At 39.3% G+C, this 19551-nt stretch carries 19 protein-coding genes; 7 read left to right on the top strand and 12 right to left on the bottom strand.

The features are described from left to right. The first annotated feature begins 139 nt into the window (after positions 1-139). Positions 140-325 (top strand): hypothetical protein, encoded by a 186-nt coding sequence (locus M1G12_RS07185; protein ID WP_001068558.1) that lies wholly within the window; start codon positions 140-142, stop codon positions 323-325. A gap of 24 nt (positions 326-349) precedes the next feature. Here M1G12_RS07185 and M1G12_RS07180 read toward each other — a convergent pair whose 3' ends face one another. The 5 genes from M1G12_RS07180 to M1G12_RS07160 form a co-directional block, all read right to left on the bottom strand. After that, positions 350-1201 carry an NAD(P)H-hydrate dehydratase gene (locus M1G12_RS07180; RefSeq protein WP_049546383.1) on the bottom strand — a complete coding sequence of 284 codons (852 nt, stop codon included), beginning with the start codon at positions 1199-1201 and terminating at the stop codon, positions 350-352. Positions 1202-1214: 13 nt separating this feature from the next. Next, a complete protein-coding gene (locus tag M1G12_RS07175) occupies positions 1215-2036 on the bottom strand; it encodes a hypothetical protein (protein ID WP_000601058.1) in 822 nt (273 codons plus the stop codon). Positions 2037-2173: 137 nt separating this feature from the next. Next, entirely contained in the window at positions 2174-3031 is an 858-nt protein-coding gene (locus M1G12_RS07170; RefSeq protein WP_192855238.1) for a bifunctional methylenetetrahydrofolate dehydrogenase/methenyltetrahydrofolate cyclohydrolase, read from the bottom strand. A 177-nt stretch (positions 3032-3208) separates the two neighbouring features. Next, positions 3209-3943, bottom strand: a complete 735-nt coding sequence (locus tag M1G12_RS07165) for an amino acid ABC transporter ATP-binding protein (protein ID WP_084953475.1) — start codon at positions 3941-3943, stop codon at positions 3209-3211. Then, positions 3943-4626: an amino acid ABC transporter permease gene (locus M1G12_RS07160; protein ID WP_001011642.1), complete on the bottom strand. Its 684-nt coding sequence runs from the start codon at positions 4624-4626 to the stop codon at positions 3943-3945. Before M1G12_RS07160 ends, M1G12_RS07165 begins: the two co-directional genes overlap by 1 nt. A 190-nt stretch (positions 4627-4816) precedes the next feature. On the opposite strand from M1G12_RS07160, the gene M1G12_RS07155 reads away from it, so the two are divergent. The 5 genes from M1G12_RS07155 (at position 4817) to M1G12_RS07135 (ending at position 9244) form a co-directional block, all read left to right on the top strand. Beyond that, complete coding sequence (locus M1G12_RS07155; protein WP_000443570.1) at positions 4817-5047, top strand: DUF1797 family protein; 231 nt, start codon at positions 4817-4819, stop codon at positions 5045-5047. A gap of 229 nt (positions 5048-5276) precedes the next feature. After that, positions 5277-7535, top strand: coding sequence for an ATP-dependent Clp protease ATP-binding subunit (locus tag M1G12_RS07150; protein ID WP_084953477.1), 2259 nt, complete (start codon positions 5277-5279; stop codon positions 7533-7535). A gap of 130 nt (positions 7536-7665) precedes the next feature. Further along, positions 7666-8118 (top strand): NUDIX hydrolase, encoded by a 453-nt coding sequence (locus M1G12_RS07145; RefSeq protein WP_084953478.1) that lies wholly within the window; start codon positions 7666-7668, stop codon positions 8116-8118. Between the two features lie 58 nt (positions 8119-8176). Next, on the top strand, positions 8177-8476 hold the full coding sequence (locus M1G12_RS07140) for a DUF1827 family protein (protein ID WP_000767189.1): 300 nt from the start codon (positions 8177-8179) through the stop codon (positions 8474-8476). Positions 8477-8611: 135 nt separating this feature from the next. Beyond that, complete coding sequence (locus tag M1G12_RS07135; protein ID WP_084953479.1) at positions 8612-9244, top strand: GNAT family N-acetyltransferase; 633 nt, start codon at positions 8612-8614, stop codon at positions 9242-9244. A 51-nt stretch (positions 9245-9295) separates the two neighbouring features. Here the strand turns inward: M1G12_RS07135 and ezrA are convergent, their stop codons facing one another. The 7 genes from ezrA to M1G12_RS07100 form a co-directional block, all read right to left on the bottom strand. Continuing rightward, on the bottom strand, positions 9296-11023 hold the full coding sequence (gene ezrA, locus M1G12_RS07130; protein ID WP_247949626.1) for a septation ring formation regulator EzrA: 1728 nt from the start codon (positions 11021-11023) through the stop codon (positions 9296-9298). An 81-nt stretch (positions 11024-11104) separates the two neighbouring features. Beyond that, positions 11105-13051, bottom strand: coding sequence for a DNA topoisomerase (ATP-hydrolyzing) subunit B (gyrB, locus tag M1G12_RS07125; RefSeq protein WP_049546385.1), 1947 nt, complete (start codon positions 13049-13051; stop codon positions 11105-11107). Between the two features lie 14 nt (positions 13052-13065). After that, complete coding sequence (locus M1G12_RS07120; protein WP_004239328.1) at positions 13066-13629, bottom strand: HAD family hydrolase; 564 nt, start codon at positions 13627-13629, stop codon at positions 13066-13068. A gap of 84 nt (positions 13630-13713) precedes the next feature. Then, positions 13714-14268, bottom strand: coding sequence for a DJ-1 family glyoxalase III (locus M1G12_RS07115; RefSeq protein ID WP_033688616.1), 555 nt, complete (start codon positions 14266-14268; stop codon positions 13714-13716). A 10-nt stretch (positions 14269-14278) separates the two neighbouring features. Continuing rightward, on the bottom strand, positions 14279-15502 hold the full coding sequence (locus M1G12_RS07110) for an FtsW/RodA/SpoVE family cell cycle protein (protein ID WP_049488527.1): 1224 nt from the start codon (positions 15500-15502) through the stop codon (positions 14279-14281). Positions 15503-15538: 36 nt separating this feature from the next. Continuing rightward, positions 15539-17989 carry a bifunctional DnaQ family exonuclease/ATP-dependent helicase gene (locus M1G12_RS07105; protein WP_247949625.1) on the bottom strand — a complete coding sequence of 817 codons (2451 nt, stop codon included), beginning with the start codon at positions 17987-17989 and terminating at the stop codon, positions 15539-15541. 198 nt (positions 17990-18187) lie between these two features. Then, positions 18188-19117 (bottom strand): peptidase U32 family protein, encoded by a 930-nt coding sequence (locus M1G12_RS07100; RefSeq protein WP_000411191.1) that lies wholly within the window; start codon positions 19115-19117, stop codon positions 18188-18190. Between the two features lie 139 nt (positions 19118-19256). On the opposite strand from M1G12_RS07100, the gene M1G12_RS07095 reads away from it, so the two are divergent. Then, a complete protein-coding gene (locus tag M1G12_RS07095; protein ID WP_049488701.1) occupies positions 19257-19544 on the top strand; it encodes a DUF3270 domain-containing protein in 288 nt (95 codons plus the stop codon). Positions 19545-19551 lie beyond the last annotated feature (7 nt).

Genomic DNA, 19551 nt, shown 5'->3' with positions numbered 1-19551 from the left:
TATGTCCACCTTGTTTTGGTAGTTAGAATCTTAGTTATGAGAACTTGTAGATAAAAACAGGTCCTATCCAAAAGCAGCAACAGTTGATTTTTTATCATAAAGATGATTAAATAGTTAAGTACAGAAAAGGAGAAATAAGATGAACCCATTAGATTTGTTTAACCAAGTAAAAGAATTAATCGAAACAAAAGATTTCGAAGCTGCAAAAACATTTGTTGCAGAAAATCAAGAACAGCTTGGAGAATACTTCTCCCAAGCTCAACAGTTGATTTCTGGTTCTGAAGGTCTAGATGGCCTCGTTGGAAAGATTAAAGGATTTTTCTAAAAGATATAAAGGCGCCTGAAACGATCAGGTGCCTTTTTGAGATATTTTTTTCATTATTTTGGGAAGATGACTGCTGATTTCCGTCGGCAAGACCACATAATTTTCTTGAGCTAGTTCTTGGGCTATGGCTGAATGAAGATAGGTTGCTACTGCCACACGTTCGTAGAGACTGGACTGTCGAAATTGGCCTGCAAATCCTGCAATCATTCCAGCCAGTGTATCTCCCATACCACCAGTCGCCTGATAGGGACCGCCAACCTGTAACTGGTAAAAATCTGATTGACCAACTTGCCAAATACGAGTAGTTGGACCTTTCTCCACCAAAATTATGCCTTGAGGGAAAGAAGTCAGGGCACTAGATGTTGTATCTTCGTTTTGCTTTTCAATAGCAATACCAGACAGCTTTTCCCATTCTTTTTGGTGGGGAGTTAGGATAAGCTGGTTAGATGGAAACGACAAACTTGTCCTAGCAAGAATGGTTAAGGCCCCTCCGTCTACAATCAAAATCTGATTCTTTTTTAAGCTAGCAAAGACCTGTTTTACAAGATTTTCTCCAAAAGTATCGTCTCGTAAACCAGGCCCCAGCAAGACAACTTCTGCCTTCTCCAATTGCTCTTTTAATAATTGCTGGTCTTGAAGAGAAAAGGCCATAGCCTCAGGTAAATGACTGTGCAAAGCTGGGATATTTCCCCTATCTGTTCCAACAGTCACCAAACCAGCTCCACTTTTAACAGCTGCCAAAGCAGCCATGATGATAGCACCACCATAAGGATAAGTCCCACCCAGCAACAGCAAACGACCATAGTCTCCTTTATGACTGGTACGAGAACGTTCAATAATGACTTTTTCTAATAATGCTTGCTCAATCACTCTCATCGTTTTTCCTCAACTATCCTTTATCTGATTGTTTTAAAACAACTTGATAGACTTTCTTAGTCCACTCTTCTAAGTCTTCTCCAGCATAGTCAAGATAATACACCCTATCTTGTATTTTGGTTGGAATAATATTTTCAAATTGGCTCTTATTATGAGTTGGAATAATGCAAATATACAACTCACTTAATAAATTAAGCATGTCCTTAATTTTTACAGCATGGTAACCATCAAAAATATAACCAGGAACTTTAATCAAATCTGTATAGATAAAATGAAAACTTACTCCAGGAATAAACTTGTCTTGTAATTCTTTCTCTGAAGGAGCTCGACCTAATAAACGCTCCATCGCCAATCGATAACCAGAACTTGTATTTGACCACCCTAACATGACATAGTCAAAATAATCTATCGGATCAGATGCAGCATTTCGACTATCCAAAACCAACTCCTCAGCATCTCGCCCAAAGGCTTTCACAGCAGATAAAAGACGACCAGTTTTAAAAATAGAAATCGCTGCATCTATAGTCGTAGTATGACTACAGTAGTCTGAAGTCACTAACCTCTTATGTAGGTCATAAGTCGAGGCTACTCTTTTATCTGTAGGAGTAAATGGTGGCAGAAAGGGATGCTGACAGATGTAATCTAAAATTTCTTTTTTTAAACAAGAATCAGCACACTCAATACTTGTTTGACGTTTATGAAGTTTTTCGTAAGCTATAAATTTAGCAATTTTTTCTAATTCCCACTCTTGAATATTTGGATAATCAATTAGTGCTAAGTAGTATATTCCATCCCATTGTAAACTATATTCCCCATTATAAATTTTTAAAATCATCTAATCACCTCACTCCATTATACAACAAAAAGGAGGCGCATACCTCCTTTTATAAATTTATTTCTAAAATTTAATATTCATTTCTGCCATTTTAGATATAGCTATAGAAAATACACTTTCCTCAGAAAATTTTTCTCTTATTTTCTATCCAATGTCCGGAGTGCTGCTTGATAAGTTTGCTCCATCAGCATAGTAATGGTCATAGGACCGACACCTCCAGGGACTGGCGTAATATGGCTAGCAAGTGGGGCAACTGCCTCATAATCCACATCCCCACAGAGCTTACCATTTTCATCACGATTCATCCCAACGTCAATGACTACCGCACCTGGTTTGACAAAGTCAGGAGTCACAAACTTGGAACGACCGATTGCTACTACAAGAATATCTGCTTTAGCAGCTACCTTGGCAAGATTATGAGTACGTGAATGGGTCAAAGTCACTGTAGCATTCTTGGCCAAAAGAAGCTGGGCCATAGGTTTTCCAACAATATTGGAACGACCGATGACGACCGCATTTTTACCTTCCAAGTCAATCCCGTATTCATGGAACATTTCCATAATTCCTGCAGGTGTAGAAGGAATCATGACTGGATGTCCAGACCAGAGACGCCCCATGTTTAAGGGATGGAAACCATCCACATCCTTTTCTGGGTCAATGGCCAACAAAACTGCCTCTTCATCAATATGTTTTGGTAATGGTAACTGAACCAATATCCCATGCCAAGCTGAATCTTGATTGTATTTGGCAATCAAGTCTAACAATTCCTCTTGAGTAATGGTATCTGGAACTCGCACAACTTCACTACGGAATCCAGCCGCAAGGGCTGACCTCTCCTTGTTACGAACGTAGACTTGGCTGGCAGGGTTATCCCCAACCAAAATCACTACCAAACCAGGTACTATCCCCGTTTCTTCCTTTAATCTTTCAGTCTTTTCAGCCAGCTGTCCTTGTAACTTATCTGCTAGAGCCTTCCCATCAATAATCTGTGTCATATCACTTCTCTTTTCTTTCAAATATCTTCCATTATACCAAAAACTGCTAATCCCCTCTAACACTTCTTTCCTAGGCTATCTTATAGTTTCAAACTATAAGAAAAAGCTCGGTTCGAGCTTTTCATTAATCTATACTTTATATCTAAAGTTAGCTACAAAGAGCTTAACAAAGCTAACTTATAAAACCTTACTCAAGAAGTCTTTAGTCCGTTGTTCTTGGGTTTGTTCAAAAATCTGTTCAGGTGTTCCATCTTCAACAACTACACCTTCTGCCATAAAGATGACACTGTCTGCCACCTCACGGGCAAATCCCATTTCATGTGTTACGATAACCATGGTCATTCCTGACTTGGCTAAGTCTTGCATAACAGCCAACACCTCACCTACCATTTCAGGGTCCAGGGCTGAAGTTGGCTCGTCAAAGAGCAAAACATCAGGTTCCATAGCTAAACCACGCGCAATAGCAATCCGCTGTTGCTGACCACCTGACAAACTCTGCGGATAAGCAGTTGCCTTATCTGGTAAACCAACTTTTTCCAAAAGTTCCTGAGCTCTCTTCTCTGCAACGGCCTTACTTTCACCTTTGGTCTTGATAGGAGACAAGGTGATATTTTCCATCACAGTCATATTAGGAAAGAGATTAAATTGTTGAAAAACCATGCCCATCTTCTCACGCATAGCAAACAGGTCATTCTTCTTGTCCGTAATATCGACTCCCTCAAAGATAACCTTCCCTTTTGTTGCTTCTTCCAACAAATTCATAGAGCGAAGCAAGGTAGATTTCCCGCTTCCTGAAGGACCGATGATAACGACAACTTCTCCTCTTTTAATCTCGAGGTTGATGCCCTTCAATACTTCATTCTTTCCAAATGATTTATGTAAATTTTCAATTTTTATCAAGGTTTCTGTCATTATTTTTTATCTCCTTGTCCCATACGTTTTTCAAAAGCTTTCAAGGCTACTGTCAAAATAGAGGTCATAATCAAGTAGTAAAAGGCTGCAAATAAAAGTGGTGTCAGAGGTAGATAGGTTGTTGTAGAAACTGTTGTAGCCCCATTCCATAACTCCATAACACCGATAGCTGATAAGAGGGAACTATCTTTGATAATAGTGATAAATTCGTTCCCCAATGCTGGCAAAATATTTTTGATAGCTTGTGGCAAAATCACATAGCGCATCGCATTTTTAGGACGAATCCCTAAAGAATAGGCCGCCTCTAACTGCCCCTTAGGAACCGCATTAATTCCGGCACGAACAGTCTCAGAAACATAAGCACCACTATTCATAGAAATAATCAAAATCCCTGGAATCAGACGAGAAAGATCAACACCCAAAATTCCAACCTGTATAGTCGGAGCATTGATGTGCATAAGGGCAAAGGCAATCATAATCTGAACCATCATCGGTGTCCCGCGGAAAATCCAAACGTATAAGTTGGCAAGCCAAACAAGCGGCTTAAACTTTGAACGTTGCCCAAAAGCCAGGACAACACCCAAAATAGTCCCTAAAAAGACCACACAGATAGAAATGAGAACCGTCACGACAGCCCCATAGTTAAAATAAGGTAAATACTTAGGTAAAAAAGAAAAATTCATAGTCACACTGCTTTCTAAAATAGAATACTGTATGATTATAACATGAATTGAATTAAAATTCAAATCTTTTGTCTAATTTATTCAAAAAATCTTTAAACTGGTAGAATTAGCGAGAAATCTTAGTTTTTTCTAGGCAAGTTGGCCTCCTTTATGGTAAAATAGTAACGATAAGAAATGAAGGAGAATCAAAATGGAATCACATTTGGTTAGAATCATCAACCGCCTTGAAGCAATGGCAAAAGATGGCGGAAATTTAAAACGTAATTTTGAACGCGAAGGAGTTGTTGTTGCAGAAGTTGCATACAGCCACGACGAAGAAAACGGCTCAATCTTTACCCTTCGTGATGTCGAAGCTCGCGAAACTTATACGTTTGACAGCATTGACTTGATTGCAATGGAGATTTACGAACTCCTTTACTAATCTAAAACAAGCTGGGATTGCCCCTGCATGTCTAACCAAAATCCTTTTTGTCTCACAAATAGGATTTTTTTATAGTCCAAATCCACGAAGATTTTCATTGTAACAACTTCTCAAAGCTTCAATCTTTTTACTTGCTTTACACCCCAATCCTGTTATAATGAGAGTATAGAAATTTGACTATTTTTGACCTTTTGACAATTCAAGCTAAAGAAAGAAATGAGGTAGATGTATGCTTTGTCAAAACTGTAAAATTAACGACTCAACAATTCATCTTTATACCAGTCTTAATGGAAAGCAAAAACAAATTGACCTCTGTCAAAACTGCTACAAGATTATCAAGACAGATCCTAACAACAGTCTCTTTAAAGGAATGACAGATTTGAACAATCGTGATTTCGATCCCTTTGGTGATTTCTTCAATGACCTAAACAATTTTAGACCTGCTAGCAATACTCCTCCGACTCCCCCAACTCAATCAGGTGGAGGTTACGGTGGAAATGGCGGTTATGGTTCCCAAAATCGTGGACTTGCTCAAACTCCTCCACCAAGCCAAGAAAAAGGCCTGCTGGAAGAATTTGGTATCAACGTAACTGAGATTGCCCGTCGTGGAGATATTGACCCCGTTATTGGGCGCGACGATGAGATTATCCGTGTCATCGAAATTCTCAATCGCAGAACCAAGAATAATCCTGTTCTTATCGGTGAACCAGGTGTCGGAAAAACTGCCGTTGTCGAAGGTCTAGCTCAGAAAATCGTTGATGGAGATGTTCCTCATAAACTCCAAGGTAAACAAGTCATCCGTCTGGATGTGGTTAGCCTTGTCCAAGGAACGGGTATCCGTGGACAATTTGAAGAACGCATGCAAAAACTCATGGAAGAAATTCGCAAACGTGAGGACATCATCCTCTTTATCGATGAAATCCATGAAATTGTTGGTGCTGGTTCTGCGGGCGATGGCAATATGGATGCAGGAAATATCCTCAAGCCAGCCCTTGCTCGTGGAGAACTGCAACTGGTCGGCGCTACTACCCTCAATGAATACCGTATCATTGAAAAGGATGCTGCCCTAGAGCGTCGTATGCAGCCTGTCAAAGTTGATGAACCAACCGTGGAAGAAACCATCACTATCCTCAAAGGCATTCAAAAGAAATACGAAGACTACCACCACGTTCAGTATACCAATGCTGCAATTGAAGCAGCTGCAACTCTTTCCAATCGCTACATCCAAGATCGCTTCTTGCCTGACAAGGCCATTGACCTCCTAGATGAAGCTGGTTCTAAGATGAACTTGACCTTAAATTTTGTCGATCCTAAAGTGATTGATCAACGCTTGATTGAGGCTGAAAATCTCAAATCTCAAGCTACACGGGAGGAAGATTTTGAGAAGGCCGCCTATTTCCGCGACCAGATTGCCAAATATAAGGAAATGCAAAAGAAAAAGGTCACAGACCAAGATACTCCTATCATCAGTGAGAAAACCATTGAGCACATTATCGAGCAGAAAACCAATATCCCTGTTGGCGATTTGAAAGAGAAAGAACAATCTCAACTCATCCATCTAGCCGAAGATCTCAAGTCTCATGTTATTGGCCAAGATGATGCAGTCGATAAGATTGCCAAGGCTATTCGCCGTAATCGTGTCGGTCTCGGTACGCCTAACCGCCCAATCGGAAGCTTCCTCTTCGTCGGACCAACTGGGGTCGGTAAGACAGAACTTTCTAAACAACTGGCAATCGAACTCTTTGGTTCTGCTGACAGTATGATTCGCTTCGATATGAGTGAATACATGGAAAAACACAGTGTAGCTAAATTAGTTGGTGCCCCTCCAGGTTATGTTGGCTACGATGAGGCTGGGCAATTAACTGAAAAAGTTCGCCGCAATCCCTACTCTCTTATTCTCTTGGATGAAGTAGAGAAAGCCCATCCAGATGTTATGCACATGTTCCTTCAGGTCTTGGACGATGGTCGTTTGACAGATGGACAAGGACGTACCGTTAGCTTCAAAGATGCCATCATCATCATGACTTCAAATGCAGGTACAGGTAAGGCAGAAGCCAGCGTTGGTTTCGGGGCAGCTCGCGAAGGACGTACCAACTCTGTTCTCGGTGAACTCGGTAACTTCTTTAGCCCAGAGTTTATGAACCGTTTTGATGGCATTATCGAATTTAAGGCTCTCAGCAAAGATAATCTCCTTCAGATTGTCGAGCTCATGCTAGCAGATGTTAACAAACGTCTTTCTAGCAACAACATTCATTTGGATGTAACCGACAAGGTCAAGGAAAAATTGGTTGACCTTGGTTATGATCCAAAAATGGGAGCACGCCCACTTCGTCGTACTATTCAAGACTATATTGAGGACGCAATCACTGACTACTACCTTGAAAATCCAAGCGAAAAAGACCTCAAGGCAGTGATGACCAGCAAGGGTAACATTCAAATCAAATCTGCCAAAAAAGCTGAAGTAAAGACTTCTGAAAAAGAAGTATAAATCCTATAGAAAAGGAGTAGAAAATGAAATTTTTCTGCTTCTTTTTTACTAAAATAACTGTAATTTCTTGACAGCTTGCCCTTTGTCCATTATGATAATAATAACGATACTAGATAATGAGGAAAAAGCAATGGCAAACCCAACTTTCGGAGAAAAAAAAGCGAATACAGACTATGTTTCACGCTATGGCGTATATGCAGTTATCCCTGATGCTGAACAAAAACAAATTGTTCTTGTTCAAGCACCTAATGGTGCTTGGTTCCTACCAGGTGGCGAAATTGAATCAGGTGAAAATCATCAGGAAGCCCTAAAACGTGAATTGATTGAAGAGCTTGGTTTCACCGCTGAAATTGGTACTTATTACGGACAAGCTGACGAATATTTCTACTCTCGTCATCGTGACACCTACTACTACAATCCTGCCTACCTCTATGAAGCGATTTCTTTCAAAGAAGTGCAAAAGCCACTAGAAGACTTTAATCATATTGCCTGGTTCCCTATTGACGAGGCTATCAAAAACCTCAAACGTGGTAGCCATAAATGGGCAATCCAATCTTGGAAAAAACAGCATAAGATTGACTAAATCAAGCCACTTTATTCAAAAAGTGCTATAATAGAATTAGAAAATCGGAGGAAATGTTATGAAGCTTATCAATACGACAAACTCACACTCGCAACTTGTAAAAAGCCAGCTAGAAAGTACAGATGCAACCCTTGTTGAGGTTTATTCTGCAGGGAATACAGATGTTATTTTTACTCAAGCTCCGCTTCACTATGAAATCCTCATCTCAAACAAACACCGCGCTATTCGTGAACCTGAAATCGAAGCTATTCAAGAATTTTTCTTGAAACGTAAAATTGATAAGGACTCTATTGATGAAGCCAATATCAAAACCCTCTATTCAGAAAAATTAATTGGAATTTCGATTCCAACCAAATAAAATCTTGGAGAGATTAGAAAGTGCTTTGAACCTTATGGAACAAAATTAGGTTTATTTAGCTTTTTAAATCATCTCCAATTTTTTATCTATAAAATCTTATCATACAAGATTTTGTAGATAATTAAGGAGGCAAACATGGGAGACATCATATATAGAGAGGCAAGAATTGAAGAAAGCGAAAAAATTGGAAAATTATTAGCCAATTCCTTTCTTGACTATCCCTTTTTAACAATTTTAAAAGATGATTTGAAGAAACCTGACTCCTATCCTGCTTTTGTAGAAATATTGCAAATTCTGCTTACTAGAGTCTATATTAAGAAGGGAAACTGTTTAATTGCGGAACAGGATGGAAACTTACTTGCAGTCGCCCTTTTGCAACAAAAAGATTTTTGTATACTATCCTATCTACGAAATGGTGGAACAAACATTTTTCGCTACATTCGACCACAAAATCTCCTTAAATACTTTGACTTTGTAAAACGTTCCAAAAAGCATTTAGAAGAATCTGGAGAGTTTGATTGGTATTTGATGGCCTTAGCTGTCAATGTATCAAATAAAGGGCTAGGAATAGGCAGTACATTTTTGAAACAAGGAATTGAACCCTATGTCAAATCAAAAGGCTGTAAACACTTGGGACTCATAACTAGTACAGCTAGAAATGTCTCATTCTACGAAAAAAACGATTATGTATTACTGGACTTTATGGATCTAGAATACGGATCAAAATCAATTGGTAACTGGGCATTTTTAAAAACAATAAATAAATAAATAAAAAAGATTTGGTGCTGCTTATCACAGAACCAAATCTTTTTTATTATGTTAGAAACGAATCGTCTCACGTGTTTTTTCGTATGAAGTGACAAAACGGTTGGTTACACCTGGTTCTGCAACTTCCAAAGCTTGCGAAATCTTATCAAATGAAGCATGATAATCAAATTCTTTTTCAAAAATTTCTAATGATTCATTAAAAGCTTCTTGAATTCGTTCATCAAATGAGCGGTAACGGTTCGAATACTGTAGCAATTGTTCTGTCAACGTTGCATATTGAACAATATTATAGGTTTCTTCTTCAAGTGCTTCCATATCATTTGTTGTAATTTCAAGCATCCGGTTCACAGCTTCTATATTGACCCGAGCTTCTTCTAGTTCAGCCATCAACTCTTCAGTATGGTTACTTGCTGTAAAGAACAACTGTAAGAAATTCTGAGGAATACCTGGAAGATTGCGTTTTTCCATATATCTCTTAATTGTGTGAAGACGATTAACATAAACATTTGCCTTCTGGCGAGCATTGATATCATCTTTTTCAATCTGAGCAAGACGTTGACTAACCTCAACTTGTTCATCTTCAATTTCCTTCAAAGTAGCTTGTAAGTTTTCCAAACGTTCTTCAAGTAATGAATAAGGCTCAGAATGTTCCTCTTGTTCAGAAGTTAATTCCAATACAGATTCTTCTAAAGATTCTAACTCAGCTTGTAATCTATGAACATGACTAACATCCGTTTCAGATAGTAGGTAATTGTTACTCAATCGTTGAATATCTTCCACTAAAACAGCATTACTATCTTTCATATGTTTCAAATATGTAGGAAGAGTTGCAACTAAGCCTTCTACTACTTTTTGAGCGGCGATTTCTCGTGTAAAGATATCATAGAGTGAATTGATTTCTTCTTGAACTTGAGTATTTTCATACTCAGCATTATCCAACTCTAATTGTGCAATATTTTCGTGGTTTTTCTTCAAAGCTTCATAAAGCAATTGGAAGCGAGATTCAATATCCGTTTCAGCAAAATGATAATTAGCATCTAAAAGCTTACGATAACCGTCTTCCAAATCTTCCAATTGATCAGGTAGCTCTTTAGATAATGTTTTTACAATCGCTGGCAGGCGATCTACTATGTGACTCAAAGCCAAGATATGATTTTCAGCATTATCCAAAATCACAGCAGCTTCTACTGGGTCACCTGAAGTATTTAAAGTAACAAACTGAGAAAACTCTGATTGGATATTTTCCAATTGTTTCTCAATTTCTGATAAACCTTGACCATATTCTTCAGAATGATCAGCCACTCGGTGTTGCAACTCTTCAAACAAGTCCAAGGTATGAAGAACACGACCGCTGTTTTTAGATTCTTGTTTCTCCAAATCTGCCAAGGCATTGCGAATTGCCGCAATATCTTCTTCAATCAAGGTAATTTGGCTCTCGATTTGGTCAATTTGATGACTAGCCTTAAAAAAACGGAATGAATTGTTATAACCTTCTGCCTCGAAAAGATTATTTTCGATATCGGCAAAAGAGTTAAGAGATAGGTCAACCCATTTTTGGTTCCATTCACGGAAAGTCACTTGACTTTGTCCAATCAAGTGCATATTTTTTACAGCTTCAACTTCATCATTAACTGGAAGATTGTACAGCTCTTCTTTTTTCTCTTCTAAAATTGCTAATTTACTTTCATTGCGTTTCCGTACATAAATTGCTATAGCATATGAAATCAGCAATATAATTGCAATTGCAATTATAAGATATACTACTAGACTATCAGACATATTAAACTCCTTTTTTACTTGAAACAATCGTAATGATTATATCATATTTTTTAGACCAAGGGAACTACTTCTCCCGATTTTTTAGACATCAAGTGTACTATAGACAGCATTTTCTTCGATAAATTCACGACGAGGCTCTACTCGATCCCCCATCAACATATCAAAGATTTTATCTGCCTCAGCTGCGTCATCCACAGAAACTCTGGCCATCAAGCGATGCTCGGGATCCATGGTTGTTTCCCATAACTGATGATCGTCCATTTCACCAAGACCTTTATACCTCTGAATAGTTGGTTTGGCACGACCTTCACTGTGGCGGGCTAAGGCTTCTTGGAGTTTAATTTCTTGGTCTGCTCCTGGCTGGATATATTCTTTAATCTCGCTTCCAACCTTGACACCATAGATTGGAGGTTGGGCGATATAAACATAACCAGCTTCTAGAATTGGTTTCATATAACGATAAATCAAGGTTAAAAGAAGGGTACGAATGTGGGCTCCATCGACATCAGCATCGGTCATCAAAACGAGTTTTTGGTAACGGGCTTTTGAAACATCAAATTCTGCGCCAAATCCTGTTCCCATCGCTGTGAAAAGACTACGAATTTCTTCGTTAGCAAGAATTTTATCCATGCTAGCTTTTTCAACGTTCAAGATTTTACCACGAATTGGCAAGATAGCTTGGAATTCACGATTACGACCAGATTTGGCTGACCCACCAGCTGAGTCTCCTTCGACGATGAAGAGTTCTGTTTCAGCAGGATTGTTAGAAGAACAGTCTGCTAGTTTCCCTGGAAGGTTGGAAATTTCCAAACCAGATTTTTTACGGGTAACTTCACGCGCACGCTTTGCAGCCACACGAGCCTTGGCAGCTAAAATCCCTTTTTCCACGATGCGCTTTGCAATCTGCGGATTTTCCATGAGAAAATCAGAGAAAGCATCGCTGAAAAGACGATTGGTAATCTTGACTACTTCGCTGTTCCCCAGTTTGGTCTTGGTTTGTCCTTCAAACTGTGGATTTGGGTGTTTAACTGAGATAACTGCAGTTAATCCTTCACGGACATCTTCCCCTGTTAGGTTGTCTTCATTGTCTTTCAGTAACTTATTTTTACGAGCATAATCGTTGATAACGCGAGTTAGTGCTGTACGGAAACCTTGTTCATGCGTTCCACCTTCATGGGTATGAATATTGTTGGCGAAACTCATGACGTTTTCGTGGTAACCCGTTGTGTACTGCATGGCTACTTCGACTGTGATATCATCCATTTCACCATCTGTGTAGATTGGTGTATCAAAGATCACATCCTTGTTCTCGTTGATATATTCAACGTAGCTAGCAATCCCACCTTCATAATGGTAATGTTTGGTTTGTTCCAAACCTTCACGCTTATCTGCGATGGAGATTTGAAGACCGCGATTTAGAAAGGCCAACTCTTGAATCCGTTTATTTAATTTATCAAAATCAAAGGTTGTTGTTTCAGTGAAAATTTCTGGATCCGGTGTAAAGTGAACTGTTGTTCCCGTTTTATCCGTATCTCCAACCACCTCAAGGTCTGCGACAACATGACCACGACGGTATTCTTGGTAATGAATTTTACCATTTTTGTGGACATGAACGTCTAATTGAGTTGAAAGGGCGTTAACAACTGAGGACCCCACTCCGTGAAGACCACCTGAGACCTTATATCCGCCACCGCCAAACTTTCCTCCAGCATGAAGGACAGTAAAGACAGTCTCAACGGCAGGTCGACCTGTTTTTTCCTGAATATCGACTGGGATACCACGCCCATCATCGACAACAGTAATCGAATCATCTGGCTCAATAAAGACTTGAATATGGCTGGCAAATCCTGCCAAGGCCTCGTCAATTGAGTTATCAACAATTTCCCAGACTAGATGGTGAAGACCTTCTTTTGAGGTTGACCCGATATACATCCCTGGACGCATACGAACAGCCTCTAAGCCCTCTAAAACTTGAATTTGACTGGCATCATAATCTTGTGCCTGCAGATTTTTGATTTCTTCTGTCATCTTTTTCCTTTTTCTTACATGTCTAATACTTGTCTTAAATTCACGATACTGGTAAACAAGTGGGTAGCTAGTCCTGCAGCTTGCCCGGCTTCGATATCAATCGGTCGATCACCAATGACAAGCCCTGAACTAATTTGATACTTTTCTCTTAAATAAATCATGGACTCAGGATCTGGTTTTCTCTTAAAGCCTGAGTTAGAAGTCACCACTTCTGTAAAATAAGCTGCTATAGAGGTTTTTTCTAAAATTTCCAAGACCTGATCATTACGATGAGATACCAAAAAATGACGGCCACCTTGATTTGAGATATCTTTCAATAAATCAGAAACTCCATCAAACAAAATCGGATGTTCAAGCTCTCTGGCTTCATTTTCCTTGTATTTTTCTAAAAAATTCTCTAAGTTGGGAGCGAATGTCTCAATCGCAAAATCAGTAGAAACCTTTAAAGCCTGATAGACACTGTCATGGTCTTGTGTGATGCCATACAATGCCAATGTTTCAACAAATGCAGCTGTTGAAGTTTCGTAATTATCCAGTAAAGTTCCACCTAAATCCCAGATATAATCGTGATATTTCATACCCTTCATTATAGCATTTTTTTATGAAAAAAGCGATGATTTCCCTGAGTTTTCCACATAAAAAACGAGAGTTTGACTCCCGTTTTACTGATTTTTACCAAAGACATCTCGATAGAGCATTCCTGTTCGTAAAGTCTCTGCATCTCCTCCTAATTGCTCTACCAGCTCGTAGGCAAAGGCAAGGGCTGTCGAGGGACCTCGACTGGTTGTCAATTGACCATCTACCACTACTGTTTCCTTGACGTAGTGACCATCAAAAATTTGCTCTTGAACACCATCATAACAAGTGTACTGCTTGTTTTTCAATAGCCCTGCTTGATTGAGGGCAATTGGCGCAGCACAAATGGCTGCTAGTTTTTTTCCTTCTTGCTCGAAGCTTTGCAACTCTTGAATCAAGGCCTGATTATCGCGCAAATGTGCAGAACCAGGCATGCCGCCAGGAAGAACAACCATATCATAGTCTGATAAATCACCATCAAAGACACGATCTGCTCTGACTTGGATTGCATGCGAACCAGTCACTTGCTCTTCAAACCCAACCATATCACAAGTGATATTTGCCCGACGCAAAACATCCACAACTGTCAAAGCTTCAATTTCTTCAAAGCCCTGAGCCAACATAACTGCTACTTTTACCATGATTTTCTCCTTATTTGATTTGTTTTAATACAACCTTTTTCCGCTTGAATGGGACTTTTCCGCTCTTTTCTTCAGCTAGATTGGTCTGGTAACTCATAGATAAAAGTAAGCCCACACCAATCAGATTACTGATAATAGCCGATCCCCCTTGAGAAATAAAAGGCAAGGGAATACCCGTCAAAGGAAGCAAACCTGTCACGGCACCGATATTCTCAAAGATATGGAAGAGCAACATCATAATCAAACCTGTGGAAATATAGGTGTAGAACTGGTTATTTGATCTAAGAGTAATCTTCAACATACGGTAAATCAGCATGAGATAAAGGGCGATAACAAGGACAGAGCCAATAAAGCCAAAATCTTCTGCAATGACCGTAAAAATCATATCAGACTCACGAACTGGAATAAGCAGATTCGAAGCATTAAATCCTTGACCAAATAAGCCACCGCTTCCAATGGCAATCTGTCCTTGAGCCTGTTGGTAAGTAGTTGTTTGGGCAAAGTCAAATGGATTAAGCCAAGCCAAGATACGATTGATTTGGTAGGTCGGCATGCCCAGTTGATGGAGAAAAGCCCGACCGTCCTTGCTGATAAAGATGGCTAGAAAACCAGCAATTCCTGTTACAGCAGTCACAAATACTGGGATAATAATTTTCCAAGAAACGCCCGATAATAAAACGATTCCTGAGAAAATAGCCACAAAAACTAAGGCCGTCCCCAAGTCACTTTGAAGTGCCAAAAGAACTAGGACTGGAATGGTAAAGAGAATCATCCAGAAAATCAACAAGAAGTCCAGCGGAACTGTGCGTCTCCATTCCTTATGTTTTTTGGTAAACTGGACAATCACACGAGCCAACATGAGGATATAGGATATCTTCATAAATTCTGACGGTTGGAACAAGGTAACACCATTTACCGATACCCAGTTTTTGGCACCCGTTGATGCAACTAAGCTTGGATTATAAAAGACAATCGGCAAGACCATAAGTCCCAAGCCTAAAATATATAGAAAGGGTGTCACCTTCCAAAGAAATTCAGTATTAAAGAGCATGACCACAAAACCAATCACAAGCCCCAAGGCAATCCATGCGACCTGCTGTCCTAAAATGGGCAAAATATTGTTTGGATAATCATGACTAACGGCTATATAAATAGCCACCACGCCAATAACCAGTAGAAAAAACACTGGCAAGAGCAAACTATAATCGACTCTAGAGTCGAGAGAACGTTTCATATACACTAACCTTATACTTTCATACAATACTATTTATCAAAGTTCATTTAAAAATTTATCAATAGCCTCATCAACTTCGGATTGAGAGACGGTTTTAACAGTCGCTTCTTTTGCTAGAGAAGTTACAATTTGTTTGCCATATCGCTTTCCGACAATTCTCCTATCCAAAATAAGAGTTAAGGAACGTTGGTGTTCGCGTCTCATACTTCTTCCTAAAGCCTGCTTTAAACGAATAATGGCCATTGGCAATTGATAATCATAAAAGGCATTTTCCCCTTCTTGATTCAGTTCCTGATTAATCTTTTTCGTCAAGGGCTCTTGAGGATTTTGAAAAGGAAGTCTTGGTACAACTTGAATCACAAAAGGATGACTTGAAAAATCAACTCCCTCCCAGAAACTTGCTGCACCAAGCAGGATTTGTTGTTCACCTTTTTCGAAGCGCTTCTTAAGCTGATGAACATCCCCATTTTTATACTGAGCCAAATGACTAACTGGAAGTAAATCAGATACTGCTAGAAGCATGTCTTTAGCAGTAAAGAGAACCAAAATCGGTTGCTGGAAAGCTTGAATTTCCACTAGTAAATCAGCTACTTCTATGGCATAGACTTCTAAGGAAGTTTCTGTTACCAGGGGAAAATCTTTGACCAAGACCACTTCTTGATCCTGTTTTTTACCAGCTTCAATCTTAACAAATTTGGCTTCGGGATAACCCAAAAGGTCTGCCAAAGAAACTCTCTGACTAATCTCAAGAGTAGCCGACACTCCCAAGACTTGACATGAATCAGGCACTAAGGAAGACAGAAGAATACGGCCTGATTTTGTAGAAGAAATCTGAATTTTCTTTTGACTCGTTTCAGTTGCTTCAAGCCAGTAATCTCGATCAGCTGTAAAATAGCGGACCAGTTCCCCAAAGCCTTCTACCTCTAATTCTGAAAAACACTGATGGAGATTGGCCAGAGAATCTAAGATATTTTTCCTAGATTTGCCAGACTGAAATTGTTCTATCAAGTAGAGGCACTCAAAGCGAATACTTTCTAGTATTCGTTGCTGGACCTTATTTTGCTCCTCCAGTAAAGCCTTATCAAGCAAATCAATAATAGACTGGATATCGTAGGTCTCTTGAAGCAGATTTTCTAGAGCCAACAAAACTTTATGGACTTCATCAATAATCAATAAACGGTCACTAACAAATTCAGGATTATCTTCAAGTCTAGTTACAAGATAGGCATGATTAGTCACTAAAAGCTTGCATGTTTGTGCCCTTTCTTGACTACGTTTCCAAAAATCTTCCGTCACAAATAAGCTTTGAGATGATAAATTCCCGTCATGACGAAGATCTGTTAGAAAATGTTGGTAACGGTAGAGTTGACCAATTTCATCCAAATCTCCTGTCTCTGTCTCAGTCAGCCAGACCAAGAGTTGCATTTTAAAGCGTCTAAATAAGCGATTTTCATCATTTTCCTGCAAGGAACGATAAAAGGCATCCAACTTCAGATAATTGTGTGGTCCCTTTAAACTATGAATATCTATATGGAACACATCCTTAAGACGTTTACCTTCTTCTTCCATGATCTGATTTTGAAGAATCTTTGTCGGAACACTAAGAACAATTTGACGCTCTTTGGCTTGAGATAAAGCGGGTAAGAGATAGCCATAGGTTTTCCCAATCCCTGTCGGTGCTTGAATTAATGAGACAGGCTCATCTTTCAATAGCAAGCCAACCTCTCTAGCAAAACTATCTTGCTCCTCCCTCACTTCAAGATTCAACAGAGAAATATTTTTAGAAAAATCTTGGGATAGTTTTCGTGGCTCCAGGGGAGCTCCAGTTTTCTTGAAATACAGTCCTTGAACTTCGACCAAGTCTGGAGAACTCAGGATAGATTGGCTACGATAAATTTCTTCAATAACCAGGTAAGACTCATATAAGAGGGCGTCAGCCATTTCCAGCAAGCGTTCCAAGAGTCCTTTAGGAAGTTGGGCCATCTTTTTCCGTAGAAATAAGAGTAATTCCGCAGTAGCTTGGGCATCTGAAAGGGCTGTGTGAGCGTGTTTAAGAGGAATTCCTAATTCTCGACACAATATCGGCAAACTATATTTTTCCAGTTCAGGGAAAAAGACCTGAGCCAATTCGACCGTGTCAACACGAGGATTTCTTAGCTCATAGCCTTCAAAAAATAAATTTTCCGCCAAGAGATTGGCATCAAACTGAACATTATGGGCTACAAAAATCCCATCCTCCACCAAGTCAAAGATTTTTCTAGCAACTTGCGAAAAATCAGGTGCTTGCGCCAGACGTTGGTCTGTCAATCCTGTCAGTTCTTTTATATGAGCATCCAAGGGTTCATGTGGATTGACATCTGTCGTATAGTGATCGACGATTTTTCCATCCTCAATCACGACAATTCCCACTTGGATAATTTTAGCCTTACTACCTGTGCTAGTTGCCTCTAAATCCACCACAACATAGCGATTACCAATCGTTTTCATTATAAAAAATTATACCAAAAAAAGGGCCATTTGGCACCTGCAAACATGGGATAATTTTCAAACTCGAGAAGGTTACTTGTATTAAAAATTCCAGCAAACAGAGCATCCTAGCCTACTAATTCTTTGAAAATATTGGAGAATAAGAAAAATTGAGAGAAGAAATGTTTGCATCTTCCTTCTCTCAACGAATCATTTACTTTATTTAACCATGTCAGGATCGTAGTCATAAAATCCTGTATCAAGGAAACGGTTTTTAGGGTGAAGTTTACGAACTTCTTCATCCAGCAAGAAGGCTTGGTCATGGCTAAAGTTACCCTCTTGAATCAAGCTACGCGCTTGGATAAAGAGTTTTGCAATCTCAACAAAGTTCTGACCAGGTGTATAGAGACCTTCTAGTTTCCAGTGAGTAAAGCCATGTTCCACCAATTCTGTCAATTTGGTCATCAAATCAAGGTCATTGTTGGCAAAGATGTGGGTCCCATGATTGTCTTCAAAAATGGAATAGTGGCTCTCTGGGTCACTTGGCTCAGCCAAGAAGAGGTCACGCTTGCGCGTCTTTTCGTCATCGATATGTGTAAAGTTATAATAGTTTTGCAAGAGAGGACGCTTAGAATGGTGAATAACGCTAGCTCCGTAAACCAAAACTTCAGCAGGAATTTCCAAAATCTCTGGCATTTTGAAGAGTTCAGCAGATGGAATTTCACGCGCCAAAACAGCCTCAGATGCGCCAGCCTTTTGTCCCCAGAAGTTAATCTGGCGACTGCTAGTTACCATGGTTGAAGCATCGTAGATGGTCTTAAAGGAATAACCATCGCGGTTGACTACGTAAAAGACACCTGCATCCCCAATCGTAATGTAGTCTGTCTTGATTTCTTCCAAGAAATCAAGGAATGGCTTGATACGATCCATCATGTCTTGGTGCATGAGTGCATTAACCGCAACGATCAATTCCTTACCAGCATCATGAACCAACTTAGCGATTTCACGCAATTGGTCATAACTAAAGGTCGTTGGCAGACGAAGGCCAAAATCTTTCTCACCGACATAGATACGGTCTACGCCAGCTTCGAGCAGTTGTTTAACTTGTTCAATACTTTCAGCAGTTGCTGTAATGATAATCTTTTCCATAAGAAAAATTATACCACATTTCTGGAAAATCAGCCATTCTTTAAAAATGAAAAGGGACTTTATTCTTATTGTAACCTTTCTGTAATAATTCTCTGCTGAAAAAATGATAAAATAGGTATGTACTGTTAAGGAGAGAATAATGCCCGTAAGAAAATTACAATCCTATGAGGTAGACTATCAAGAAGAATTAAGCCAGCAGGTTCCTCGCTATCAAGATTATACACCTGAAGCGCAGTCTGATGCCAATCTCAAGGAAATCCTATTTTTTGTTAATATCGCTGTTTTTTGTATCTGTATTGCTATCTTTAGTTTTATCTTTTTAGCATTAAAATTATCACCTGCTCTTGCCTTTGCCGCAGCAATCGGATCCAGCTTACTTGTTTTAAAAGTTCAACGGTCTATTATCAAACGAAAACGTAGAAGATAAATCCAAA

Source organism: Streptococcus mitis, from assembly GCF_023110375.1.
In the GTDB taxonomy this organism is placed as follows: Bacteria; Bacillota; Bacilli; order Lactobacillales; family Streptococcaceae; genus Streptococcus; species Streptococcus mitis_CI.
Note: the sequence above shows the minus strand (reverse complement) of the source record. Positions and strands in the feature narration are given on the sequence as shown.